Source organism: Acinetobacter lanii (assembly GCF_011578285.1).
In the GTDB taxonomy this organism is placed as follows: domain Bacteria; phylum Pseudomonadota; class Gammaproteobacteria; order Pseudomonadales; family Moraxellaceae; genus Acinetobacter; species Acinetobacter lanii.
In genome coordinates this window covers 1,322,063-1,346,390 of sequence record NZ_CP049916.1, presented here as the reverse complement: position 1 = coordinate 1,346,390, position 24,328 = coordinate 1,322,063, and the positions used below count along the sequence as shown (strand labels likewise).

24 protein-coding genes and 1 tRNA gene are annotated in these 24,328 nt (G+C 38.1%); 15 read left to right on the top strand and 10 right to left on the bottom strand.

Going from position 1 to position 24,328, the window contains the following annotated elements; genetic code table 11:
* Window position 1: 1 nt before the first annotated feature.
* From G8D99_RS06260 to G8D99_RS06250, 3 genes are all read right to left on the bottom strand, one after another.
* Complete coding sequence (locus G8D99_RS06260; protein WP_166323660.1) at window positions 2–2,950, bottom strand: CRISPR-associated endonuclease Cas3''; 2,949 nt, start codon at window positions 2,948–2,950, stop codon at window positions 2–4.
* Entirely contained in the window at window positions 2,947–3,915 is a 969-nt protein-coding gene (gene cas1f, locus G8D99_RS06255; protein ID WP_166323658.1) for a type I-F CRISPR-associated endonuclease Cas1f, read from the bottom strand. The genes G8D99_RS06260 and cas1f overlap by 4 nt, the downstream gene beginning before the upstream one ends.
* 310 nt (window positions 3,916–4,225) lie before the next feature.
* Window positions 4,226–4,537, bottom strand: a complete 312-nt coding sequence (locus G8D99_RS06250; protein ID WP_166323656.1) for a hypothetical protein — start codon at window positions 4,535–4,537, stop codon at window positions 4,226–4,228.
* Between the two features lie 73 nt (window positions 4,538–4,610).
* On the opposite strand from G8D99_RS06250, the gene G8D99_RS06245 reads away from it, so the two are divergent.
* Window positions 4,611–5,686 (top strand): IS3 family transposase gene (locus tag G8D99_RS06245; RefSeq protein ID WP_104505755.1). Its coding sequence is split into 2 segments (ribosomal slippage): window positions 4,611–4,863 and window positions 4,863–5,686, totalling 1,077 coding nucleotides; the frame shifts between segments, so codons are not numbered across the junction.
* A 23-nt stretch (window positions 5,687–5,709) separates the two neighbouring features.
* Here the strand turns inward: G8D99_RS06245 and G8D99_RS06240 are convergent.
* Together G8D99_RS06240 and G8D99_RS06235 are read right to left on the bottom strand one after the other, a co-directional pair.
* Window positions 5,710–6,012: a hypothetical protein gene (locus tag G8D99_RS06240; RefSeq protein ID WP_166323654.1), complete on the bottom strand. Its 303-nt coding sequence runs from the start codon at window positions 6,010–6,012 to the stop codon at window positions 5,710–5,712.
* Window positions 6,013–6,075: 63 nt separating this feature from the next.
* Entirely contained in the window at window positions 6,076–6,969 is an 894-nt protein-coding gene (locus G8D99_RS06235) for a MobA/MobL family protein (protein ID WP_166323652.1), read from the bottom strand.
* Window positions 6,970–7,596: 627 nt separating this feature from the next.
* Between G8D99_RS06235 and G8D99_RS06230 the strand changes: the two genes are divergently transcribed.
* From G8D99_RS06230 to G8D99_RS06210, 5 genes are all read left to right on the top strand, one after another.
* On the top strand, window positions 7,597–8,340 hold the full coding sequence (locus G8D99_RS06230; RefSeq protein WP_166323650.1) for a hypothetical protein: 744 nt from the start codon (window positions 7,597–7,599) through the stop codon (window positions 8,338–8,340).
* Window positions 8,341–8,977: 637 nt separating this feature from the next.
* Window positions 8,978–9,331: a hypothetical protein gene (locus G8D99_RS06225; RefSeq protein WP_166323648.1), complete on the top strand. Its 354-nt coding sequence runs from the start codon at window positions 8,978–8,980 to the stop codon at window positions 9,329–9,331.
* 19 nt (window positions 9,332–9,350) lie between these two features.
* Window positions 9,351–10,088 (top strand): hypothetical protein, encoded by a 738-nt coding sequence (locus tag G8D99_RS06220; protein WP_166323646.1) that lies wholly within the window; start codon window positions 9,351–9,353, stop codon window positions 10,086–10,088.
* A 212-nt stretch (window positions 10,089–10,300) separates the two neighbouring features.
* Window positions 10,301–10,843: an HAD family hydrolase gene (locus G8D99_RS06215; protein WP_406741510.1), complete on the top strand. Its 543-nt coding sequence runs from the start codon at window positions 10,301–10,303 to the stop codon at window positions 10,841–10,843.
* 182 nt (window positions 10,844–11,025) lie between these two features.
* Window positions 11,026–11,241 (top strand): MerR family transcriptional regulator, encoded by a 216-nt coding sequence (locus tag G8D99_RS06210; protein WP_166323644.1) that lies wholly within the window; start codon window positions 11,026–11,028, stop codon window positions 11,239–11,241.
* Between the two features lie 524 nt (window positions 11,242–11,765).
* Here the strand turns inward: G8D99_RS06210 and G8D99_RS06205 are convergent.
* A tRNA-Ile gene (locus tag G8D99_RS06205) sits at window positions 11,766–11,842 on the bottom strand.
* A gap of 284 nt (window positions 11,843–12,126) precedes the next feature.
* Between G8D99_RS06205 and G8D99_RS06200 the strand changes: the two genes are divergently transcribed.
* The gene (locus G8D99_RS06200; protein WP_166323642.1) at window positions 12,127–12,687 is read left to right on the top strand and encodes a 1-acyl-sn-glycerol-3-phosphate acyltransferase; all 561 of its coding nucleotides are present in this window, start codon (window positions 12,127–12,129) and stop codon (window positions 12,685–12,687) included.
* Between the two features lie 114 nt (window positions 12,688–12,801).
* Window positions 12,802–13,551 carry a YebC/PmpR family DNA-binding transcriptional regulator gene (locus G8D99_RS06195; protein WP_166323640.1) on the top strand — a complete coding sequence of 250 codons (750 nt, stop codon included), beginning with the start codon at window positions 12,802–12,804 and terminating at the stop codon, window positions 13,549–13,551.
* Window positions 13,552–13,590: 39 nt separating this feature from the next.
* Here G8D99_RS06195 and G8D99_RS06190 read toward each other — a convergent pair whose 3' ends face one another.
* From G8D99_RS06190 to G8D99_RS06180, 3 genes are all read right to left on the bottom strand, one after another.
* Entirely contained in the window at window positions 13,591–14,064 is a 474-nt protein-coding gene (locus tag G8D99_RS06190; RefSeq protein WP_166323638.1) for a GrpB family protein, read from the bottom strand.
* Between the two features lie 19 nt (window positions 14,065–14,083).
* On the bottom strand, window positions 14,084–14,554 hold the full coding sequence (locus G8D99_RS06185) for an Lrp/AsnC family transcriptional regulator (RefSeq protein ID WP_166009552.1): 471 nt from the start codon (window positions 14,552–14,554) through the stop codon (window positions 14,084–14,086).
* A 180-nt stretch (window positions 14,555–14,734) separates the two neighbouring features.
* On the bottom strand, window positions 14,735–15,499 hold the full coding sequence (locus tag G8D99_RS06180; protein ID WP_166323636.1) for a glutathione S-transferase family protein: 765 nt from the start codon (window positions 15,497–15,499) through the stop codon (window positions 14,735–14,737).
* A gap of 368 nt (window positions 15,500–15,867) precedes the next feature.
* Between G8D99_RS06180 and G8D99_RS06175 the strand changes: the two genes are divergently transcribed.
* The 7 genes from G8D99_RS06175 to ychF all read left to right on the top strand — a co-directional run bounded on the left by G8D99_RS06175 (window position 15,868) and on the right by ychF (window position 23,629).
* On the top strand, window positions 15,868–17,070 hold the full coding sequence (locus tag G8D99_RS06175; protein ID WP_166323634.1) for an SfnB family sulfur acquisition oxidoreductase: 1,203 nt from the start codon (window positions 15,868–15,870) through the stop codon (window positions 17,068–17,070).
* A 10-nt stretch (window positions 17,071–17,080) separates the two neighbouring features.
* Window positions 17,081–18,316, top strand: coding sequence for an SfnB family sulfur acquisition oxidoreductase (locus G8D99_RS06170; RefSeq protein ID WP_166323632.1), 1,236 nt, complete (start codon window positions 17,081–17,083; stop codon window positions 18,314–18,316).
* Window positions 18,316–19,776 carry an LLM class flavin-dependent oxidoreductase gene (locus G8D99_RS06165; protein ID WP_166323630.1) on the top strand — a complete coding sequence of 487 codons (1,461 nt, stop codon included), beginning with the start codon at window positions 18,316–18,318 and terminating at the stop codon, window positions 19,774–19,776. Before G8D99_RS06170 ends, G8D99_RS06165 begins: the two co-directional genes overlap by 1 nt.
* 74 nt (window positions 19,777–19,850) lie before the next feature.
* Window positions 19,851–20,690 carry a MetQ/NlpA family ABC transporter substrate-binding protein gene (locus G8D99_RS06160; RefSeq protein WP_166323628.1) on the top strand — a complete coding sequence of 280 codons (840 nt, stop codon included), beginning with the start codon at window positions 19,851–19,853 and terminating at the stop codon, window positions 20,688–20,690.
* Window positions 20,691–20,701: 11 nt separating this feature from the next.
* Window positions 20,702–21,772 (top strand): methionine ABC transporter ATP-binding protein, encoded by a 1,071-nt coding sequence (locus G8D99_RS06155; RefSeq protein WP_166323626.1) that lies wholly within the window; start codon window positions 20,702–20,704, stop codon window positions 21,770–21,772.
* On the top strand, window positions 21,753–22,412 hold the full coding sequence (locus G8D99_RS06150; RefSeq protein ID WP_166323624.1) for a methionine ABC transporter permease: 660 nt from the start codon (window positions 21,753–21,755) through the stop codon (window positions 22,410–22,412). Before G8D99_RS06155 ends, G8D99_RS06150 begins: the two co-directional genes overlap by 20 nt.
* Before the next feature lie 125 nt (window positions 22,413–22,537).
* The gene (gene ychF, locus G8D99_RS06145; protein ID WP_166323622.1) at window positions 22,538–23,629 is read left to right on the top strand and encodes a redox-regulated ATPase YchF; all 1,092 of its coding nucleotides are present in this window, start codon (window positions 22,538–22,540) and stop codon (window positions 23,627–23,629) included.
* A gap of 179 nt (window positions 23,630–23,808) precedes the next feature.
* Here ychF and G8D99_RS06140 read toward each other — a convergent pair whose 3' ends face one another.
* Complete coding sequence (locus G8D99_RS06140; protein WP_166323620.1) at window positions 23,809–24,291, bottom strand: hypothetical protein; 483 nt, start codon at window positions 24,289–24,291, stop codon at window positions 23,809–23,811.
* Window positions 24,292–24,328 lie beyond the last annotated feature (37 nt).

The window sequence follows — 24,328 nt, the reverse complement described above, 5'->3', positions numbered from 1 at the left end:
GTTAATTTCCCTCTGGCGTTGTTGTTAAAATATTTAGCTTGTCTAATGTAATTGAACCAATCGGTTGCTGATCGCATACCGCATAATAAATTGCTTCAGGATGTCTTACTCCTGTACCCCCTACTTTATTCAAGTCATCTTCGATGTAACTTAAGTACAAAGGGAAATCTGCATCTCTTGCATAATTTTCCAAGACCATACATCGTGATTTTTGTTTTTTCTCAGGAATGCCTTTCACTGGATGTGACGGATCAATATTGCCATGCTTTTGAGCAATAAAATGAATCAATCCAAGTTCTTGAATAATATTTAAAGACTCCGTCAAATTATCATATTCAGTCGTATCATCTAATGGTGGCTGATACGCATATTCATTTTCAAAAATAGGCTTGGCATAATCATTTAGGTTCAATTTCGCCAACTGAACAAAACGGCTATCGCCACGTAATGAGTTTTTACTGATTTTAGATTTGCGTTCTGTCGTTTTCGGTTTTGATACTTTTGTTGGCTCTGTCACCTTATTATTGATTCGATCAATACTTTTCTTTAACGCTTTTTGCATATCTTGAAAAACAGCTGAATTATCTTGATCTTGCTGTTTATGGAAATCTTTATAAAGTTGATACAGCTTGGATAACTTAAAGCTTTGCTCTGCAAGCTGATTCTGTAAAAAATCATACCAAGCTTTTGTATTCTGCAAACAATTGAGTTGATTTAAGAAGTATGCCAATGAACCTTTACAACTACCGTTTTTTACATTTTCAGTAATCGCAACTTTTAAAATATTAACACTTTCACTTTCGCCAAAACGATCTAAGCGCCCTAAACGCTGAAGCATATTTTCAGGCGAGGTCATTTCTGTCAGCATGTTTTTGGCTGTGATGTTTAATGACGCTTGAACAATTGGACCACTGCGTAAGACCTCAAACTTGTGTGTACCCTCTTTTTTAAATGCCTCGTACACTTCATTAAACCAATATTTTTTATCACTACGCTTAAACTTAGAATGAAAAAGTACGCTTTTTTCTTGGTTCTTTTGATAAATAAAGCCTAATTGTGCTGTTAAAGCTGTATTGGAAATTACAAAGGTTTGTCCATCATAGCTTTGATAAAATGGATTCCCTACAATGACTGATTCATCATAATCAATAAATTCAATTTTATAATCACGATCATTAAATGATGGCATGGCAATGACATCATCTTCATGTAAACCTAAAACTTGTTTTAAATACGAATAGTGCGGTGTTGCAGAAACCAATAACGTATTTTTTTCATATTTTTTACGCATGTTTTTATTAGCAATCAACTCAGCAAACAATAAGTTGAAAATTTCCATGCCAATATATTCATGGTATTCATCAAACACCACATGCGCATCCATAAATGGAACTAAACTATCGACTTTACTATGCGTCACAATTGATCCTAAGATTTGATCAATTGTGGTAACCACAACATCCCCCGATAGATATTCTGTCTCAGGTGTCGCCTTGTCCCAAGCATTGGTGAACTTAAATTCACCCGTAAAGATTTCTACCTTTGCATCTGGCAAATAGCTTTCTGTCAGTTCTTGGAATATGCCCTGACACACTTGCACACGAGGACAAATCCAAAATATTTTTTTTGCCTTTTTTAGTTTTGCCCACTCTAGCGCAATTTTTGTTTTACCACAGCCTGCTGGACCTGCAAGTACAGCAATATCTCTTAAATCGGCAAGTTGTTGTGCGATTTCATTCTGTTTCTGAGTGCGTTCACTATTTGGGAATTTTGTGGATACATTGCTTAAATGTTCATATAAATTAGAAAGTGTTTCCTGTGTCTCTAATAATTCATCCAAGCGTTGCTCAGCTATGTATTCCAGTAAATCTTGTGCAGACAATTTCGAAATCAAACGATCTGCACTAATTACACAGGCACGCAATAAGTTATGTTCTGAATTGATACGAACCTTATCACGCAATACCTCAATAGAATCAGTATTGGTATAATGTTTAAATTCAGGAAAATGTTTGCTTTTAAACTGATACTCAAAGTTCTCTTTTAATTCTGGCGCTTGATCTACATTCCAATCAATATGCTTTTCGATACTTTCATTGGCATGATAGTTTTTCGATAGCGTGTTAATTCGTTTGACCAAGTCAGATGTATTTTTTATCAATATTTCAAACTTATCTGCTTGGACATTTTTGATTAAATATTCATAAGCTTTATACACGCCTGTAAAATCATCATTTTGACGATATGGCTTTGCATGATGCCAATATAAGATATGCTGTAAACATTCTTTTTGACGATTGTTTAACCCCTTACATTGCTGTTCAAAAAAGTTAAATAGCAACAGTGAAACTTCGTTATGACGTGGATGTTTATCGAAAGTAAATTTAACATCGATATGCTGACCATCATCCTCAGGATCTTTCTGTTTACCTTTTTTAACCCATTCCTGAAATAGAGGATCAAGCTTTCCTAAATCATGTAAACAACCCGCTAAAAATGCAACTTTAGATAAGTTGTCATATTCATCGTTATCGACTACTTTTTTAAATAATTTTTGTGCTAAATAACCAATTGCAAAGCTATGTTCAGCAAGTGGTTGTCGATGAGTATTAGCATAAAATTCATCTTGTTTTGCTTTCATTGTCACCACATCCATAAATACGTCTTTTTGTGTGCTATTGACTGGCACAATCCCAATGTTATTAAATTTATTCCGATTCCCCACAATCCACAGCAACTCACTTCTACGCCGTCCCCGAATCCAATGACAACTCACCGCAGTACTTTTGGTCACCGTTTTACGCAATAACTTTTTAACAGCAATGAGACCATCTTCGGTAATCACCGTTTGCCACGTGTTATCACCAATCCGATCAGCAAAGGCATCTAAGACTCGTCGTGTTCTAGCAATGGCTTTCTTCTCGCATTGACTAATAAAGGTCACAATCATAATGAATCCCCATCCACATCATGATTTTTGCAAGCTTGTGCTTTGACTTGATCAAACATAAAATCCAATGCCTTATGCTCGGTAAACTTTTGCAAAACTTGTTGTCTGAATTCTTGTTCGGTCATTTTCTCTTTAGCGCAAATAAAGGCATACGGTAAAACCACAGCATCTTTAATCAAATCCGCCACATCAAAGACCAATGCCCCACGACGGGTTTTCCCATGCATCACAGCAAACCCATGCGGAATACCAAGTACCCAAAGCGTGGTCGCAGCCAAACCATAGGCCAAATAATTGCCATGATTTAAAAAGTCATTGGCTAAATCACCCTGCTCAGGATTACGACTAAAATCCTTAAGCCCTGTCCGAGTCGCGGCAATTTTATAAAGTTGTTTTGTGGTAGCTGCCTCAGCAAGAAGTAAATCCCCAACTTTGCTCTGTTGCAGTATTTTGTTTGCAAAGCCACCTAATGCCTGGGTAATGTCTAAATCATCAACATGAAAATCATATTCTTTTAAATCTCGGTCTTTAGCCCAAATTTTCTCTATAAATGCGATACGTGATAGTTGAAACTGTTTCGCAACCTCTAAACGTTTGGCTTCATCAAACCAAAAAGACAACCATCCCTGAACATATTCAGTGGGACGATATTCACTTTGCGGAGTCATCCACTCAATTTCACAACCCATAAACAGCGGTGTACCACCACCACCTGTAAAACCAACGAGTACCCCAGCACTCGCCAACATGCGCATAGCCGCTTGAGTAATAGAAGTGCCCGTTCCAAGTATAATGACTGTGGTATTGGCAATCGGGATATTCCAATATTGATTTTCATTCTTGGCTTCAGTGAGATATAAGACACGCCCATCTTTTTGCATCACGCGGCAATGTTCTAAGTAATATAAATTCGCACGTTTAGAATGCAGAATTGCTTTTAAATGTGATGTACTAAGAGATTCCATTCTCTATACCAAAATATAAGATATTGTTTTTTTATAATAAATTATATCTATCTCTGTTAACAGCAGAATAAAAATAAAGCGACAATTTATGTCGCAATAGCTTTTTTAAAGCCTGATTATGCTCTGTAGATTAGATTGGATAGCTCTAGATGTATTATTCTCTGATTTACAAAAGACAAAAATATTTCGTATTCAAGTTAGTACTCAAAAGAATTGCATGGGACCACATCTACTTTATTGATTCCACTGGGTTGAATTTTTTAGTTTGTATAGGCATCACTCTCTAAAACAAGTTTAATCATTTAAAAAATCAAAACTCTAGAATTTTTTGCATCCAACCTGGCTTCTTAGCATTAAGCAGGCTTTGATACTCTTCTTTCGTCAGTTCTTTCCTCAGCTTCATTACGATCGACGCTTGATCATCAATATGAGGACCGAAGTAATACAATGCTGCAATAGCCCAACCTACACGTTCAAAAGGATACTGAAATACATCATGGCAACGGGTTTTAACAAACCGAACTATCTGACCAAAAAACCGAAATTCTTTAGAATTCTTATTGGTATAAAACACATTAATTAATGGCACTTGTGTACTGAGTCCTAAAAGGTTGGCTGCCATCCGGTAATCCCCCCTAAAAATAAAAGGATCTAAAAGTAGAATTTTCTCTTAAGATACAAGCAGGAGATTCTGCATGAAAACATCGAAATTTACTGACAGTCAGATCATGTCCATCTTGAAGCAGGCGGAATCTGGCACACCTGTAGCCGCCCTTTGTCGTGAACACGGCATGAGTAATGCCACGTTTTATAAATGGCGTGCCAAATATGGCGGTATGGATACCTCATTGATGGCTCGACTGAAAGAGCTGGAAGCAGAAAATACCAGACTTAAAAAGATGTATGCGGAAGAACGATTAAAGGCAGAGATCATCCAGGAAGCGATGGTAAAAAAGTGGTGAAGCCATCTTGCCGGCGTAAGATGGCACATCAGGTAGTTGCCCAGCATGCCATTAGTATTCGTTTGGCTTGTAAAGCATTTGGCATTAGTGAAACCTGCTACCGCTATCAAGCCAAACTCAGCGATGACAATGCATTAATTGCTGAACAGCTCATTGAACTCACTGAAGAAAATACAGATTGGGGATTTGGTCTGTGCTTCTCATATTTACGACATGTTGAGAATCACTGCTGGAATCACAAGCGGGTTTATCGCATTTACTGTGAGTTGGCACTGAATCTGCGTATTAAGCCAAGAAGAAGACTAAAAAGACATGCACCAGAACCACTAAAGGAACCAATCCGAGAAAATCAAGTTTGGTCATTAGATTTTATGCATGATCAGCTTTCCGATGGTCGAAAGTATCGGCTATTGAATGTAATTGATGATTACCGCCGCGAAGGCCTAGCCATTGAAGCAGGATTCTCATTGCCCACAATCAGGGTTATTCGTACGTTGAATCAGCTATTGGAATGGCGAGAAAAACCGTTAGTTATTCGGTGTGACAATGGCCCGGAGTTTATCAGTCATGAATTTGTACGTTGGGCTACTGAGCACGGCATTCGTATTGAATATATTCAACCGGGTAAGCCACAACAGAATGCATATATTGAACGTTATAATCGGACCATACGTTATAGCTGGCTGAGTAAACATTTATTTGATACTTTGGATGAAGTACAAGATTATGCAACGAGTTGGCTGTGGCATTACAACCATGAAAGACCACATCAAGCAAACAAAGGAAAGCCACCTCTAATGGCTGCTTAACCTCTACTTTTAACTTCGGTTATTTATGGGAGGATTACCATCCCACCATCATGTTGAAACTTTTGCCCGGTACGTTTCGTTAAAGCTTCTAGTGCAAGCACAATACTAGGAGATAAAATTTTATCTGGAAAAAAACTGTTCATTTTTACTTTGTAATAAATGGTCGGAAAGGCCATGATCACCTCACCTTTTTCGAACTGATGTCTTAAAATCCAACGAAGCTTTTTATCATTGATATAAACGCTAAAATCTAAAATCGAGAATATTCTTCCTTTCTCAAAAGCTGCAAATTCTTCTAGTACTATTTTTTCTTTAGACACTTTCACAACAGATATCCTTACTCATGTTTATATCAATTCGTTACTCAAGTGACATCTTCATTCTGTTGTTCACATTGAAACGTCACGATCTATTTGATTTCTAAGCTGATGTTGCCGTTGAAGTTCAGCGAGATAAAAAGGTTTATACAGTTCAAATAAATTGTCTTCCCGAATTTTTTTAATTTGTTCAATTTGAGGCTTTATATCCATTTGAATTATAGGATCACTGCTATGAAGCTTCCAACGTGGAATTTGAGGCGTATCTTTAAGCTGCGTCCCGAATTTGCCATTGTAGTCCTGATTAGATAAGCATGAAACTCGGTTTGGTACGACTACTTCAACTCCCTTAATACGAACATGTTTCGTCGGCGCATATATTTCTAGCATTTCGTTAATTAGTTTTTCGGTCACTTGTCGCATATAGGTGATCTGCTGACGTCCTAAACCCAAAACATCAGCAGTAATTTTTTGTGCTCCGCCACGTTCAGGATTCTTCGGTCTATATTGCCTAAAAAACAACTCTGGTGGTCGCTCAAAATCATCAAGCGTTGTACGCTCAGAATATTGTAAATGCAAATGAGGTTGATCATATTGACTATCCAATGCACCTTTATGATTATGAATCGCACAACTATATGGAAATTTAAATTCATCGCAAAAAGCGGTGATTAAACTCTTTGATAATTCTATTCTCTGTTCAGAAGTTAATTCCTTAGGTAATGCAATCGTAATATGAGTTGACGTACGAGCTCCTTTCTTTTCAAATTTATCAGCTGAAGCCCAAAATTTGTCAGGCTTATATTCTACCCATTTCGGCATATTACCTGAATCTACAAATTCAACCACTTCATTTAATTCAATTTTATTTAATGCAAAATGTTTTACTCTTGTAATATAGCAGTATGCATTAAATGATGACTTAGATTTCTCTTTATGATTATTTCTTAGATCAAAATAAAACATTTACATTAACTCTCAAATTAAAAAGTCAATGTAGTCAATAAATTTAATAAGAAATCATTTCATAAAAAAAGATCAAAAAAATGGTTATATCTCAGAATAAATTTTTAACAGATATTCAAAACAAGAGGCATCTTGAGAAAGGACTGACGATTATCACACCACACCCAATCATCACAAATCGATACACGAGAAGATTTTATAGTGTAATGCCTATTTCTATCGTGTAATGCATATTATTTATGGTGTAATGCGCTTTCTTTATCGTGTAACGCACACTAAATTATAGTGTAATGATTTAGCCTTTATAGTGTAATGCATACCTAAAAAATAAAAATTACATTATTTCAATTACTTAAAAATTTTCACAATCAGCTTTTGGTCCCACCGGGCGAGTAGTAGTGTCTTTTTATTCCTTCATTGGCAACGCAAATGAGGGAATAAAAAGACACGGAGACGAGATAAGAATTTTTTGTGCGCAGCCCAAAAAATTCTTAAAAAACGTCAATATTATTAATGGGTCAATTCATTGGAAAGCAGGATCACTTTTTTTTGAGAATTGCTATCAAACTCATCATGCTTTTTTAATTAGTGTCATGATTAAGCCTCATAGAAAACAGGAGGCTTAAAATGGCCGGTAGACCTCATAAAAAAATCACCAAAAATGATTTATATAATTATCTTTATATTTACAAAGAAGTATTATGGTGTGAGCATAGATATAAATGTGAAGATCAATTATTTGAAGTTTTAATAAATTCAGATATAAAAAATATGAATAGTTCTAAATTTGAAAAATTTATAAACATTCATTTAGATTTAATAAAAAAGTTTGAATATAAACTAAATGAACGACGTAAAAATAATGAAATAATAGAATATTTAAAAAATATAGAACAGCAAAAATTATCAACAACTGAAAAGCAAATTTTAAACCTTGAGGAAAATTGGTTTGCATTAACACGTGATGAATATTTTGAACTACAAAAACTACTCAATAATTATAGGAGCAAGAACATGTCTCAAATCAAAAATAGGGTTTCACAAAATATCAAATCCTCCGAAGATAAAGCTATTGAACAAGAAAAATTTAACGCTCGCAAAAATCTAAATCACCAAAAATTCTTTTTAGGTGGCGCATTTTTATCTGTATATAAAGAACTCTTCAATAACGAAAACATTCATCCAACAAATGCATTGATTGATATGATCAAAGTGTATGCCATTTACCAATTTAACGCTCAGCACAACTCAGCGTTATCTAACTTATTTGAACAATATCGGCACTTACAAGCTTTTGCAGATTTAGAAAATAAGTTAACTGAAATTTCTTTAGATCCTAGAAATCCTGCGAACAAAAAAATTAATTCATGATCCAATGCTGAATAGAGCCCTCTCCTATTTGCAAAATTTTTGGCTCCCCTATTCAGCTCATTGAAGTAGCTCAATAAGTCAACTTTCATACACTTATTGGGCCACTCAATAGCATATTATGAAAAACTCAACATCGTGATAGAGAAAAAATTTAAGAAACTATTGGACTCATCTTAAAATGTTGAGTTTCCAATTTAGTTCATTTTGTTACTCTCGATCAATTCAATATGGACCAAACCATTGGGTCAAATTGAGCTTTTCTTCTTTATAAATAAAATAAACAATAGAATAATTAAATATATCTAGCACATGCCAAATTTCATTTTTTCTTTTGATATTTTAAAAAAATCACTTTCTAGGCCTTGACCCCAGTTCCATTGCGGGATAATCTTATTTCAACGCAGCAAAATCTGCGTTCAGGCGTGGAAACCTGATATTATCCAAGAGTGCAAAACTAAAGTCGCTCGTGCGGCATTTTTTTTGCCTACTGTTAAGCAGTCGTTATGGCGGTTTGACAGGGCAGCTTTATGCTGGCCGTACTCTTGGAACGGTATTTCCACCCCTGTTAAACTGCCACCAATACTCTTCGTGGAAAAAGAGCGGTGGTGTGTTCAATACAGCCCAAGAGCATACGACTATGAATAACAAATTCAATGGTGCGAACCTTTGCACCCCAAAAAAACTAGCAAAACAACTTCTTGTTGAAAGTGCAACTCTTCTTTCTCATCAACAACACCAAGCTTTACTCGATATTTACAAGACGCTAGACCAAGCTGAAAGTAATACTCAAGGCGACACTCCGTCTGATCTCGAATTGGAACAACCGCTTCTATCCCATCACCAAAACCCACATCATCAATATCACGATGAACTCAACCAAGAATTTTGGTCTGGGCAGTATTTCGATGTGGATACTCAAGAATATCCTGAGGAGTGGCTACGCCGAGCGCAGCAACGTCCTCGTCGCACATTATCCAAACCTGCTTACTAAACTTTAAGTGAGCAAGATCATGACGAAAAAAACCAAACTGTTAGTCCAAGGCGACTACCCGCTTATCGCCTCTCCTACGCTTGCACAAGCGTATGGAGTGGCATCCGCAATCTTCTTACAAAAGCTTCATTACTGCCTACAAAGTCAAGAAGCTCAAGTCATACAACAGCAGAAGTACTTTTATCATAGCTATGAGCAATGGGCTGAAACTTTAGGTACATACAGCCCATCTACCATCAAGCGTATCGTGTCTAAACTAAAAAAAGTAGGCATTTTGGTTGTTAAAAAACTGTCTCAAAATAAATGGATTCAAACCAACTTTTATAGCATCAACTATCGAAAGTTAAGTGCTTTACTTAAAGGTTCGACTGAATCAGTTGAAATTGAGAGTTCTGAGAAAAAGCCTGTCCACTCCCTTACTCCTTCACCTAAATTAGTGAAAAACAGTGCTCAGGATCTAAAGGTCTCCGCTTTAACTCAACCCAAAACCCAAACAAAGCCTAATAAAATCGAGGGATTACTCTCTCCATTAGCTCCTATGGCTTCATCAGCAACACTGGATGCAATGTCATTGGAAAAACGTGGCTTATATAATCAGCTGATACAGCTCAAAATCGACATTCACTATGATGATGCCCGTCTAGATGAATGGCTGAAGCGAAAAAAATTCATTCTGCAAAAAGCTGCCTATCTTAAAGATCAGCTCGGGCACTTAAAAATGCGTTGGTATAGTCCTGAACAGTTGGGTCTTAATTAAAAATCAAATGAATTAAAGACAAAAGTTCAGTGCTTACACTTTAAAACGCCTGATTTTGGTACGTTCTTAAAACTAGAATTGATATAAAAATCAAAAAATGTTTAAACTTTAAATGGAAGAATAATGATGAATAATCAGTCTTATAAAGCAATTGCTTTCGATATATTTGGCACGCTCATTGAAATTCGAAATGGCCGTTCACCTTATAAAAAATGATGAAATGGCTAAAACAGCAAGGAAGAACACCTCAACCGAATGATGCAGAAACCATCATGTCGATAAATGGCAATTTCGAAATGATTGCTGCTGTTTTGGGTTACCAACTTCCTAAGACTTTGTTAGCTGAAATGAACACAGATCTTCAAAATGACATAAAGCAAATGCAAATGTTTGATGATTCAATGCCAACTTTAATTCAGCTTAAAAATCTGGGATACAACGTGGCAATCTGTTCCAATGCAGCAATGCCTTATGGTGAACATGCGGAGCATCTTCTTCCACCTTTAGATGCCTATGCATGGAGCTTTAAGGTCGGTGCGAATAAGCCAAAACCTTTTATCTACCAATATTTTTTAACTCAAATGAACTGTCAACCGAATGAAGTACTCTTCATTGGTGATACTCAACTTGCTGATGTAGATGGTCCACGAAAATTAGGAATAACTGCGCGACTCATCGATCGTAAAAATGATGAAAAAATTCTAGACATACTCAGCTCTTTAACTTTTTTAAAAAAATATAAGTCATTTTTTTGAAGTTTTATCTCAAACTAATTTTTAAAAATTAAACAGTGCTATCGTCTTTGTATGGCTGATCACGACGATATCAAATCGTTTAGGATCATGAAAGATTCAATGAATGTGCAAAGAGAGTGAATTAGGTTTATGGAAAATGAAATTATAGAAACTTGCTTAAAAATTTTAGCTGGGGAAATGAAATGAATATCGAATTAAAACCAGAGGAACGTTTAACTCAATTAATCGCGTCTGGTACTAGTTTAGTCTGTACGAATGATGCTGCGATTATTTTAGGTTTAAAACCCAATACCTTAAGAGTATGGGCAAGTCGTGGTAAAGGGGATTTAAAACCCGTTATGACAACAAAAGGAGCTAAATGGCGGTTGACTGATATTCGAAATTTGGTGGGGATTTAGGCCCCACCCACTACTCATTTATCATTTAAATATCGAAGTATTTCCATAGCTTTATTTTTAGTGGCTCAGGTTGAGTAAGAACATACACTCTATTGAAAATTAATATATTCTCTCAAGAATTTCGAGTCATTCCGTTCAAGCTTCTGAGATTTTTTTTATAAAAATAATTAATTTGTGAAATATTGTTTATGTATTTAACTTAGTTATCAAATTATTTCCAGTTTTGGCTAGATCCTGCTTAGATTGCTCAATGAAATAACGCTTACTTCCAATCTGTAATTCAAGAAGTCCATTTATTTTGTTTCTGTGGACCGTGAACCTATGCCTTATAAACAATCCCAAAAAGAAAATATACAAAGCTCTTCCGCTTAAACAGAAAATTGAAATCTTAAAAACCTATTCAAAAAATTATCTATATTTTATGTTTATAAAATTTATTTGTTCTTATTGCTTACATAGTGCTTACATGCATTTAAACATTAAAAAACCACTTACGATTAATGCACGTAAGTGGTTGTTTTATATGGTGGGCCCAGACAGACTTGAACTGTCGACCAACGGATTATGAGTCCGCTGCTCTAACCAACTGAGCTATAGGCCCTATAAATACTGATATATCAAGTATTTTCGTCCGAGAATACTATCTAAAAAAAAATCTGATTACAAGGCTTTTTCAAATCTTAAAAATGAATCGCGCAATAATTAAACAAATTAATAAGTTATAGACAATTCAATGATTTAATTGTAATCAAATCATCTAATCTTTCAATATTAACATGTAAAACTTAAGCTTGAATAAGCAAATTTACTGATTAGATATTGTAATTTTGAAGCCTTCCTCGCAGAATTGCCACAAATTGAAATTCTTCTAAAAAAGATCAGGTTATGAAAAAACAAATTGGTGAACTTGCATTTAAATTAGCAGGCGTAAAATATCACATTGAACCGAATGTCCTTGAAGACAAACAGGTCATTATTGGCTTTGAACATACCACGATGATGGATGCCGTGTTATCGATTGCACTGTTCCAGATTCATGGGATCAAGATTCATACACTTATTAAGAAAGAATTGTTTAAAGGACCTTTTAAACCCTTACTTGAAGGTATTGGGGGCATTGCAGTCGATCGGCATTCTAATCAAGACATCGTGTCACAAATGGTCGATGAATTTAAAAGTCATGATCAATTTAATCTTGTGATTGCCCCTGAAGCAACACGTGCAAAAAATGGTGAAGAGCGTCGTCCGATTCGTACAGGTTTTTGGCATATTGCCAAAGCTGCGGGTGTGCCTATCGTATTTTTGTTTGTAAATCAAAAGACCAAACAAGGGGGCATTTTTGGAAAAATTTATCCAAGCGATCTAGACAAAGATCTTGCTCAAATTAAGGCGTTGTATAAAGAACATACGGGTTTAGATATCGTTATTCCAGAACCAAAAAATTAATCTGTTTTTTGTTCAAAAACTCATTTTATGGGTCTTTCTATGAAAAATGAGCTTATGGTAAAATTTCACTTATTTGATTCGGCATAAGGCCAATCTACAAGGAGCATATTTCGCATGGCGGGTCATTCCAAGTGGGCAAATACAAAGCATCGCAAAGCAAAACAAGATGCGAGCCGCGCTAAAGTATTCACAAAATTTATTCGTGAAATTGTAACAGCTGCACGACTTGGTGGTGGTGATGCTGCGGCAAATCCGCGTCTGCGTGCTGTTGTGGAAAAAGCACTTGTTGCGAACATGACACGTGACACAATCAACCGTGCGATTGCACGTGGTGTTGGTGGTGAAGACAATGCTGATTTAAAAGAAGTCACTTACGAAGGTTATGGTGTCGGTGGTGTTGCAGTCATTGTTGAAACTATGACTGATAACCTGAATCGTACTGTACCTGATGTTCGTCACTGTTTCTCTAAAACAGATGGCAATTTGGGGACAAATGGTTCTGTTGCTTTCCTGTTCACTAAACGTGGTGAGATCAGTTTTGAAGATGTATCTTTAGAAGATCAAATCATGGAAGTGGCGCTTGAAGCTGGTGCTGACGATATTGAAGTAGATGAAGAAGGCATCTTGGTCATCACTTCACCTGAAGCTTTTGGTGATGTTCAGGATGCTTTGACGGCTGCCGGACTCAAATCAGACAATGCCGAAGTTGTGATGAATCCATCAACCAAAGCTGAAATCACTGATATCGACCAAGCGAAGAAAATCTTAAAAATGATTGATATGCTTGAAGATTTAGATGATGTGCAAAACGTATATACCAACGTTGAATTCTCAGATGAAGTTTTAGCTGAACTTGATGCTTAATTGTATCGACATTCAAAACGCACCTTAGGGTGCGTTTTTTTATAAACTTAAAACATATCTAATAAATTGAGACTTCTTCTCACGATATTGATTCATTGATAGAAAAACGGAATTTAACTTCAACAGATTATATTGCTCGACCAAATCAACTGAAGCCCTAAGTCGATCTCTAAACAGGATAAACGATTCAAACTCACTTCCTGCAACAACCCATTGAATAGCAACATCATCATTATTTTGTGATTCAAGCATGCATAAATGTGGTGTTCTAAAGGTATTGAGTTTCTCTTGAAATCCTAAACGCTTAATTTGACTAATGCTGTGTTCAAACTCGCTCTGTGATACTGCTACATCAATGTCTAAATCACCTTTAGAGAATGACTTTGGATTTACAGATGAGCCGATATGCTCAATCTTGGCATGCGGAATCAAAAGAAATAACTGTCTATGGTAGGTTTCATATAGTGCATTACATTTGGGCTGGTATTCTGTCGGCTCATAAAAATGAAGCATTTTATTCTCGCTTAACCAATCACACTCTGCTTAAAAGTCCACTACAGTTAAACACTTTATATTCTTTAATCACGAAGCTGGAATGCAATGCGACCACAAATTCAATTTTCCCAATACGTTTAAGCAAAATTTCACTGTAGTTTTCCATATCCCGTGCGACGACTTCCACAATAAAATCCGCCGACTGCCCTGTCACCAAAAATGCATTAATCACTTCGGGGATACTCTCGAGTTCTTCTAAAAATTTCGCAAAAGTATCGGTATCGTGTTTACTCAGTGACACTTGCAATAACACATGCAGACTAAACCCCAATTTCTGATAATTAATATCACGCTTTAAATTGGTCATGATATTGGTTTCAATCAAATGCTTAATACGCCGATGCACCGAACTCACCGATAAACTGATGCGTTCAGAAAGCTCGTTTAAGTTTAAATCTTCATGCGTCAGGATTTCTAAGATTTGTTTGTCGTATCGATCTAATTCCATCTCGCTTCCCTTTATTGTTCATTACTACATGATGTTCTAAAGGTATACCCTGTTTCTCGAGAAAAAAATAGAGCTTTTAGACTGATTAGTGGGAAATCCAATACAAATTAGATCATTTATAAAGAATTATTTTCAAAACAACACTGAATTCAATCCTAGATTTTAATCATGATTAACATTTTAAATCCCACGCCAATCTACCCGTGCATGACGTTCATTGTCATAGATTCGTTTCACATATTGTCCAAGCGGCAAATCGAGTAATGCCGTTTTAAAATTTTGAAATTCATCGGAAACTTCAATATTTCGGTCATTCTCCCAAGGTGTACCGGCCATTTCTAACAATGGTGCTAACATTGAACAGACTGCAATATCTGCCAAACCCAAGCGGTCACCCACAAGGTAACGCCCGTTATTTGTAATTAAGCGTTGATTTAGATCAGCAACAATTTCATCGAGTTTAATTTTCGCTTCAGTGACTTTTTCAGAATCAAGCTGATAATTTTTTGAGACCAAACTCTTTAAAATCGGTTTGGATAATTTTTCAAATTTTCTCAAATAACCTTTTTCACCAATCATAATTTCAAGCGGTTCATCACTTTCAGTTAAGGCATGTGCCAAACCCCAACGGCGTACATATAAACCCAAATCATTGGCAACTGCATTAATTTCAAGAGCTTGTTGGCGCAATTTCGGATCTGAACGTAATAACGCATGTTCGGGATATCGCTCATCTAAATACAAGGCGATTTGGGTTGAATCCGCAATCCATTTTTCTTGGTCTTTTAGGATTGGTAAGGTATTTTGCCCTGTTTTTAATTGGCTAAAAGCACGATGCACACCGGGAATTAAATTATGCGCCACAAAATCAAGTTCTTTGTGATCGAGTAACCAGCGAGCTTTCTCACAAAAATGAGATAAAGGAAACTGGTAAAGTGTACGCATAAATGCTCCAAAAAAATGACGATCAATTATTAAGTTTTCATTGAAGTTTAGCCTAGTCAGAAGTCGACTGAAAGACAATGTTGTGAAATTTTGAATTTGCTTGAATTTTCAGCTTTGTTATTTTACGAATTATAAATTTAACGCACTAAGTTATCTTTAAACTAAATATAGAATTATAGAATGAGCTTTCAATTTTAGATGAAAAATATCACTAATACTTATATTTCAAATACTTAATATTTTAATATCAAATCTAAACTTAGCACAAATGATCTTAAACATTATTTTCGCATAGCTTTTCATAATCAGACATTTCTGAATTTTCTTTTCAAGGCATACCGTAATGTGATTGTGTAAGGATCTCAATCATGTCTCGATTAATTTCAGAAAATGTTCATATTCTAGAAAGTGACCAAGATGCCATTAATGCGGCGTATCAAGTTGCAGATTTTGCATTGGAAGGTCGCAATGATCGTGATCAACATCGTAAGTTACCTTTCGATGAAATTGATCTGTTCAGCCAAAAAGGACTCAGTGGCTTAAGAATTCCGAAAAAATACGGCGGTGCAGAAGTGTCCAATAAAACCTTGGCACATGTCTTTCGGATTATTAATAAAGCCGATTCAAGCCTTGGGCAGATTCCACAAAATCAAATCGCATTGCTCAATATGATTAACATCATGGGGACTGAGCCACAAAAGCAATTCATTTATAGCGAAATTTTAAAAGGTAAACGCCTTGCCAATGGCGGACCTGAGCGCAATACCAAAGACAGTCGAACTTTAAATACCACCCTCAGCATCGAAAATGACAAATACATTGTTCATGGTCAGAAGTTTTATTCAACCGGCAGCAATTTTGCAGATTGGCTCGCCATTAAAGCGGTACACCCTGAAGGACATGTGGTTTTAACGATTATTGACCGCCATGCACAAGGTGTCGAAGTGATCAATGATTGGAATGGTTTTGGTCAGCGCACCACATCGAGTGGCACGGTGATTCTGAATCATGTGGAAATTGATCCATTCTTGATTTTTGATGAACGCCTGTTGGGCAATCAACCCAATTATCGTGGTGCGTATTCTCAACTGCTTCAAGTGGCAATTGATGTTGGCATTGCAGAAGCTGCATTTGAAGATACCTTAACTGCGGTGCGTAAAGCACGCCCGATTGTGGATGCCAATGTCGAAAAAGCCAGTTTTGAGCATTACACCTTACAAGAAGTCGGTCGCTCCAAAATACTTTTAGATGCCGCGATTTTACTACTTGATGAAGCCGCAGAATTTTTAGATCACCTTGATCAGTTCGAAAGTGTTACGGCTGAACAAGCCGCTGAAGCCTCGATTAAAGTCGCTGAAGCAAAAATCTATGCCAATGATGCTGCACTGCATATTTCTGAAAAATTGCTTGAGCTCGGTGGTAGCCGTTCAAGTTTAAGTCAACATAACCTTGATCAGCATTGGCGCAATGCCCGTGTGCATACTTTGCATGATCCGATCCGTTGGAAACTACATGCTGTCGGTGATTATTACCTGAATAACACCTTCCCTGCCCGCCATGCTTGGATTTAAGGAGAAGCTCATGACCTCTTATCAAAACATTCAACAGCAACAAGCCCATATCACCACGCTCGACACCAAACCTGCGCATATTATCCAATCTGATGCAGAGGCTTTAGAGATTGCGCATCAATTGGCTGAACAAGTTAAAGTCAATGCCCTGCAACGTGATGCGGAACGGATTTTACCCTTTGAGGAAATTGAAGCCTATAGCCAATCGGGTTTATGGGCGATTACGGTGCCGAAACAGTATGGTGGTGCAGAAGTCTCAAGTTATACCGTGGCGCAAATCATTGCGCTGATGAGCGGTGTGGATGGTTCAATTGGTCAAATTCCACAAAACCATTTTTATGGCTTAGAAATTTTACGCAATACAGGCTCCGAGCAACAAAAACAAAAGTTCTATGCCGAAGTGTTAAAAGGCGCTCGATTTGGCAATGCCCTTGCTGAATTTAAAACCAAAAATGCCGCACAGCGTCAAACCTCGATTCGAAAAAATGCAGATGGCTTTGTACTGAATGGTGAAAAGTTTTATTGCACAGGCAGTTTATTTGCTCATCGTATTCCAACCTTAGTGGTCGATGAAGAGCAAAAACAATACTTGGTATTTGTGCCTAGAGACAGTCAAGGCTTGACCCTGATCGATGATTGGACTGGCTTTGGTCAACGCACCACAGGCAGTGGTACGGTCAAGTTTGATCATGTTCAAGTCCTTGCAGAAGATGTGGTTGCGTTTGATCCTGCCTATACAGAGCCAACCATATCAGGCCCCTTTGCGCAATTAATTCATGCCTCGATTGAAACCGGCATTGCTCGAGCAGCCTTTGAAGATACTTTAACTGCCGTGCGAAATGCCCGCCCATGGATCGATTCAAAAGTGGACTCCGCGACCCAAGATCCGCTGACACTTTTAGAACTTGGTCGTGTGGCCGCCGATGTTCGTGCAAGCGAATTACTGCTCAAACAAGCTGCTCGTTCTGTAGATGCAGCCAAAGCGCAACCGAATGCCGATACTGTTGCAACAGCTTCGATACATGTTGCACAAGCCCGTGCGCATAGCACAGAAACAGCCCTCAAAGCCTCTTCTAAATTGGTGGAGTTGGCTGGCAGTCGAGGCAGTCAGTCACAAGATGGCTTAGATCGCCATTGGCGCAATGCACGTGTGCATACGCTCCATGATGCAGCACGTTGGAAATATTACTTCATTGGCAATTATGTTTTAAACGGCATTCTTCCTCCACGCCGAGGGACATTGTAATGACACAACATAAAAAAATATTACTTAATGCCTTTGATATGAACTCTGTCGGTCATATCAATCATGGCTTATGGACACATCCACGTGATCAATCGCATCGCTTTGATGAACTCAGTTATTGGACAGACTTAGCCAAAACCTTAGAAGCGGGATTATTTGATGGACTGTTTATAGCAGACATTACGGGTGTGTATGACGTCTACCAAAACAATATTGAACTGACTTTAAAAGAGTCGATTCAACTGCCCAGCCATGACCCAAGTACTTTGGTCTCCGCAATGGCGGCTGTCACCCAACATCTAGGCTTTGGCATTACGGTCAATCTCAGTTATGAATCGCCCTATCAATTTGCACGTCGCTTTGCCAGTTTAGACCATCTCACCCAAGGTCGTATCGGTTGGAATATTGTCACAGGTTATTTGGACAGCGCAGAACGATTGATTGGTCAGCAAGGCCTCAAAGACCATGATCTACGCTATGAGCAAGCCGAAGAATTTGTCGAGCTATGTTATAAATTTTGGGAAGGCTCTTGGGAAAATGATGCGGTTTTAAAAGATAAAACCCAACGTATTTTTACAGATCCTAAAAAAGTCCATCCAATCCAACATCAGGGGCGGTTCTACCAAAGCCAAGGGGTATTTCAAGTTTCTCCATCCCCCCAACGTACCCCAGTCTTGTTCCAAGCCGGTGCTTCACCCAAAGGATTGTCTTTTGCCACGCATCATGCTGAAGGGATTTTTATTGGTGGTGATCAACCTGAGAAAATTAAGAAACAGGTTGATCAAATTCGTGCATTGGCTCAAGCGCAAGGGCGTAACCCTGAAGACATTAAAATCTTTGTCGGCATTACAGTAGTCACGGCTGAAACTGATCAATTGGCTCAAGACAAGCTGGCTGAATATCAAGCTTATGCCAGCCCTGAAGCAGGTCTAGCGCATTATTCAAGTTCGGTCGGTATTGATCTGTCCAAATTTTCTGATGATGAAGCCATTCCCTATCAAAAAACCAATAGCATTGCTTCGGTGAATAACAAGTTCAAAGAACAAAGCATTACGGTGAATGATCTAAAAGCGCAGCACAGCCTTGGTGGCCGTTATCCCCTGATCGTGGGCAGTGGTACGACAGTTGCTGAAAAATTGATTCAGCTGATTGATGAAACAGGCATCGATGGTTTCAATTTAACCCGAACGGTTGCGCCTGAATCCCATCATGACTTTATCCGTTGGGTGATTCCTGAATTACAGCAACGTGGTCGCTATAAAACCGCATATGAACACGGCACTCTTCGACACAAACTGATTCAACATGGTGATCACTTAGCGGTTGAACATCCGGTGAATCATTTCCGATATCAGACCTCAAGTCACGAAACTGAATCATCACTCAACACAGATGTGACGCTACAGCAAGACGAGCATCAGAAAATCCAAACACAACATAGTGAAAAACAATTCGCTTAAACATTCATTATTTCAAAAACTTTGGGATGAGCACCGTTGTTCAATCCCTTAAAAATTTAAATTAGAGGTGCAACATGGCACAAATAGCAAAAACAAAAATTGCCCTAATTGGGGTCTTACTGGCATTGGTGATGGTTGGATTAATCGCATGCACTAAAAAGAATACAGAAGTAGGTGAATTGGTGATTGGGATTAGCCCACCTTTTGCTAAACCATTACAGGTGGCTGTCGATGAAGCCAAGAAACAAGGGATTCAGGTCAAATTGGTAGAATTCTCAGATTGGAACACCCCCAATATTACCTTGAACCATGGTGATATTGATGCCAACTATTTTCAGCATCAACCCTTCTTGAGTAATGCACTCAAAGAAACAGGATTTAAACTAAAACCTTTGGGTAAAGGTGTGGCGACCCATGTCGGTTTATATTCTAAAAAATATAAAACTTTAGCCGAAGTCCCTGCCAATGCCCGTGTTGTGGTACCGAATGATCCGGTCAATCAAGGTCGTGCTTTGTTATTACTGCAACAAGCCAAACTCATTACATTAAAAGATTCAAACAACCATCTGTCTACCCTGCAAGACATCACCACCAATGCCAAAAACTTTAAATTTATTGAAGTGGAAGGCCCACAAACGGCACGTGCTGTGGATGATGCAGATTTGGTATTCAGTTACCCACATTATCTACGTTTAGCCAAAACCATCGATCCCAATGATGCCTTGATTTTGGATGACAACACCAATACCCGTTATGCGATTTTATTTGTGGTGCGTGACGATTATGAAAGTAAATCCCCTGAACGTGCGGACCAGTTAAAGAAATTCATCCAAATTTATCAAACATCGCCTGCGGTAAAACAAGCGATTGACGATGACGTGGGTGAAAAACTTTGGTTCCCAGGGTGGAAATAAGGAGCAAGACTATGGTGAGCTTCGGTTCTAATATCGATTTTTCCATCCCGCACATCAAAATTCGGGATCTAAACAAATTCTATCAGGTCAATGATAAACAGGTGCATGCTTTAAAAAATATCAATCTTGATATTCCTGAAGGCAAAGTATTTGGCATTATTGGAAAAAGTGGCGCAGGAAAATCATCGCTGATTCGAACTTTAAATGGTTTGGAGAAAATTGATGAAGGCAATATTCATATTCATCAACAATCTTTATCTGAACTTAATCACGGCGATTTAATTCAATTACGCCAAAAAATCGGCATGATTTTTCAACACTTTAATCTCATGTCGGCAAAAACAGTATATGAGAACGTGGCGTTACCCTTAAAGATTGCCAATTTCAACTCAACTGACATCCAGCAACGCGTCAATGAAGTTTTGGAATTGGTCGGTTTAACAGATAAAGCGCAAAACTACCCGTCTCAGCTTTCAGGCGGACAAAAGCAGCGTGTTGGCATTGCCCGAGCTTTGGTGAGTAAACCTGAAATTTTACTCTGTGATGAAGCAACCAGTGCACTCGACCCTGAAAGCACCTCTATCGTACTTGCACTTTTAAAAAGAATTAACCAAGAACTGGGTTTAACTGTGGTGTTAATTACCCATGAAATGCAAGTGATTCGTGAAATTTGCGATCAAGTCGTGGTGATTGATCAAGGTGAAATTGTGGAATCAGGTCAAGTCTGGTCAGTTTTTTCCAATCCACAACAAGCCATCACGCAAGAACTCCTTAACCTTGAACAAATCGATTTACCGTTCCGACTGTATGCAGACCTAAATGATGTGGTGACACATACTATTTTAAAACTGAAATATGCGACCGACAGTAAAACATCGCCTGATCTCAGTCATATTCTGAATCAATTTGGTCAGTCGGTGTATTTGTATCAAAGTCATATAGACACCATTCAACAGCATTTGGTTGGGAGTTTAATCATTGGGGTAGAAAATCTTGCACTTAACTTAGAAGAGATTAAACAACAATTAAAGCAACATATTTCACAGATTGAGGTGATTGGCTATGCACGACCAACTCATTGAACTACTGCTCACCGGAACCATTGATACTTTACTGATGGTCGGTGTATCTGCATTTTTAGCATTGTTGCTCGGTTTGCCTATGGCGGTGATTTTGGTGAATACATCTGAACATGGGATTTATCCATCGAAAAGCATCAATCAAGTTCTAGGTTGGGTGGTCAATATTACCCGTTCCATTCCTTTTTTGATTTTAATGGTGGCGCTCATTCCACTGACACGTTTGATCGTGGGCACCAGCTACGGCGTATGGGCAGCGGTAGTTCCGCTTACATTAGCAGCAACCCCATTCTTTGCACGTATCGCTGAAGTCAGTTTACGTGAAGTGGATCATGGTTTAATTGAAGCCGCACAGGCGATAGGTTGTAATCGTAAACAAATTATTTGGCATGTACTATTGCCTGAAGCTTTGCCCGGCATTGTAGCGGGTTTCACTGTAACCATTGTCACCATGATCAATTCCTCTGCCATCGCTGGTGCGATTGGTGCCGGTGGTTTAGGCGATATTGCCTATCGTTATGGCTATCAGCGCTTTGATATGCAAATCATGTTAGCTGTCATTTTTGTCTTGGTGGTTTTGGTCATGCTCATTCAAGCGACCGGTGACTTACTTGCCAATCAACTCGATAAACGAAAAATCTAACAAATTCACCATCTGCGCTTCTTATTGGTGCTAAATCTACAAACTTAAAAGCCATGACCTGACTTTGTCATGGCTTTCATGTAAAATCACCGACAATTTTCAAATAACACTGTGTGAGTCATTTCATGGGTTTTAATTGCGGTATTGTCGGCTTGCCGAACGTTGGTAAATCTACACTTTTCAATGCATTGACTAAAGCTGCTATTGCTGCAGAAAACTTCCCGTTTTGTACGATTGAACCGAATACAGGTATTGTCCCTGTACCTGATTTACGCATGGACAAACTTGCCGAAATCGTAAAACCACAACGTGTGGTTCCAACTGCTATGGAATTTGTGGATATTGCAGGTTTGGTTGCTGGTGCATCTAAAGGTGAAGGTTTGGGTAACCAATTCCTTGCTAACATCCGTGAAACTGATGCGATTGCGCATGTGGTTCGTTGTTTCGAAGACGAAAACGTGATTCATGTGAATGGTAAAATTGATCCATTAGATGACATTGCTACCATCAACACCGAACTTGCCCTTGCTGACTTAGATGCTGTGGCTAAAGCGATTACACGCTTGGCGAAATCTGCCAAAGGTGGCGATAAAGAAGCAATGGCAACTAAAGCCGTGCTTGAAAAAATCCAACCGTTGTTGGATGAAGGTAAACCTGCACGTGCAGCAGACCTTGATGAAGATGAGCGTAAATTGGTACGTGGTTATGGTCTAATGACTTTAAAACCTACCATGTATATCGCAAACGTGGCGGAAGATGGTTTTGAAAACAACCCTCATTTAGATGCGGTTAAGAAATTAGCGGCTGAAGAAAATGCGATTGTAGTGCCACTTTGCAACCAAATCGAAGCTGAAATTTCACTCCTTGAAGATGAAGATCGTGCGGAATTCTTAGAAGCGATGGGCATGGAAGAACCGGGTTTGAACGTGGTGATCCGTGCGGGTTATTCATTGCTTGGTTTACAAACTTACTTTACTGCAGGTGTACAAGAAGTACGTGCTTGGACAGTTAAAGTCGGGGCAACTGCACCTCAAGCAGCAGGTGTGATTCATACCGATTTTGAGAAAGGCTTTATCCGTGCTGAATGTGTGGCTTATGAAGACTTCGTTCAATATAACGGCGAAGCTGGTGCGAAAGAAGCGGGTAAATGGCGTTTAGAAGGTAAAACTTACATCGTTCAAGACGGCGACGTTTTACACTTCCGTTTTAATGTTTAATTTTTAGGCTTAAGTTCTAGCCTTAAAATTTAAAAGCCTCAAACTTCAGGGTTTGGGGCTTTGTTATATCTGAGATGAGCATTTTCAATGTCTTTAAATTTTAGTCTTATCGCCTGACGTAATAAAAAAAGCGAGATATCACATCTCGCTTTTAATTCATCTTTTTTTCAAATCATGGATTAGAAAATCTTGGTATAGGCTTTGGTATTGCCCAACTCAGGATTGGAAATTGCCCCTTTACACTTGGCTTTATCCGCTTCATAGGTCGATTGACGTAATTCCAACTGCCCTTCATCTTCAACAATCGCACGTGCCCAAGAATCAATGCTGGTCAGCGCCTTACGACACAGCGCATATTTCCCTTCGGTCACGGAATCGGTCATTTTGACATTGATCCGCCAATCCAGCGTCAGTTGACGTACAGGTTCACGCACCATTTTTTGGATTTGATCCTTCTGATTTTGATACAACATTGGATCAACCTGATTAATCAAATCCCAAGCTTTTTGTGCATACACCGTGGCATCATTGGTGATCTTTGGTGCAGCCTTGATTTCAACTTTTTGTTCAGCTCCGTTTGATGAATTTTCGCATCCTTGCAAAGCAAAGGTTGTTGCCATCACCGCACATAAACAACCTATACGACATTTTAAAGCAAACATACTGTAGCCCAATCAAACTATTCGGCACTATGCTATT

Coding starts and splice junctions, on each gene's coding strand:
- G8D99_RS06260 (WP_166323660.1), bottom strand. CDS start 2,950: ATGATTGTGACCTTTATTAGTCAATGCGAGAAGAAAGCCATTGCTAGA.
- G8D99_RS06190 (WP_166323638.1), bottom strand. CDS start 14,064: ATGCTTCATTTTTATGAGCCGACAGAATACCAGCCCAAATGTAATGCA.
- G8D99_RS06235 (WP_166323652.1), bottom strand. CDS start 6,969: ATGTTTTATTTTGATCTAAGAAATAATCATAAAGAGAAATCTAAGTCA.
- G8D99_RS06215 (WP_406741510.1), top strand. CDS start 10,301: ATGATGAAATGGCTAAAACAGCAAGGAAGAACACCTCAACCGAATGAT.
- G8D99_RS06175 (WP_166323634.1), top strand. CDS start 15,868: ATGTCTCGATTAATTTCAGAAAATGTTCATATTCTAGAAAGTGACCAA.
- G8D99_RS06165 (WP_166323630.1), top strand. CDS start 18,316: ATGACACAACATAAAAAAATATTACTTAATGCCTTTGATATGAACTCT.
- G8D99_RS06155 (WP_166323626.1), top strand. CDS start 20,702: ATGGTGAGCTTCGGTTCTAATATCGATTTTTCCATCCCGCACATCAAA.
- G8D99_RS06195 (WP_166323640.1), top strand. CDS start 12,802: ATGGCGGGTCATTCCAAGTGGGCAAATACAAAGCATCGCAAAGCAAAA.
- G8D99_RS06170 (WP_166323632.1), top strand. CDS start 17,081: ATGACCTCTTATCAAAACATTCAACAGCAACAAGCCCATATCACCACG.
- G8D99_RS06160 (WP_166323628.1), top strand. CDS start 19,851: ATGGCACAAATAGCAAAAACAAAAATTGCCCTAATTGGGGTCTTACTG.
- G8D99_RS06200 (WP_166323642.1), top strand. CDS start 12,127: ATGAAAAAACAAATTGGTGAACTTGCATTTAAATTAGCAGGCGTAAAA.
- cas1f (WP_166323658.1), bottom strand. CDS start 3,915: ATGGAATCTCTTAGTACATCACATTTAAAAGCAATTCTGCATTCTAAA.
- G8D99_RS06250 (WP_166323656.1), bottom strand. CDS start 4,537: ATGGCAGCCAACCTTTTAGGACTCAGTACACAAGTGCCATTAATTAAT.
- G8D99_RS06230 (WP_166323650.1), top strand. CDS start 7,597: ATGGCCGGTAGACCTCATAAAAAAATCACCAAAAATGATTTATATAAT.
- G8D99_RS06225 (WP_166323648.1), top strand. CDS start 8,978: ATGAATAACAAATTCAATGGTGCGAACCTTTGCACCCCAAAAAAACTA.
- G8D99_RS06210 (WP_166323644.1), top strand. CDS start 11,026: ATGAATATCGAATTAAAACCAGAGGAACGTTTAACTCAATTAATCGCG.
- ychF (WP_166323622.1), top strand. CDS start 22,538: ATGGGTTTTAATTGCGGTATTGTCGGCTTGCCGAACGTTGGTAAATCT.
- G8D99_RS06150 (WP_166323624.1), top strand. CDS start 21,753: ATGCACGACCAACTCATTGAACTACTGCTCACCGGAACCATTGATACT.
- G8D99_RS06140 (WP_166323620.1), bottom strand. CDS start 24,291: ATGTTTGCTTTAAAATGTCGTATAGGTTGTTTATGTGCGGTGATGGCA.
- G8D99_RS06185 (WP_166009552.1), bottom strand. CDS start 14,554: ATGGAATTAGATCGATACGACAAACAAATCTTAGAAATCCTGACGCAT.
- G8D99_RS06180 (WP_166323636.1), bottom strand. CDS start 15,499: ATGCGTACACTTTACCAGTTTCCTTTATCTCATTTTTGTGAGAAAGCT.
- G8D99_RS06220 (WP_166323646.1), top strand. CDS start 9,351: ATGACGAAAAAAACCAAACTGTTAGTCCAAGGCGACTACCCGCTTATC.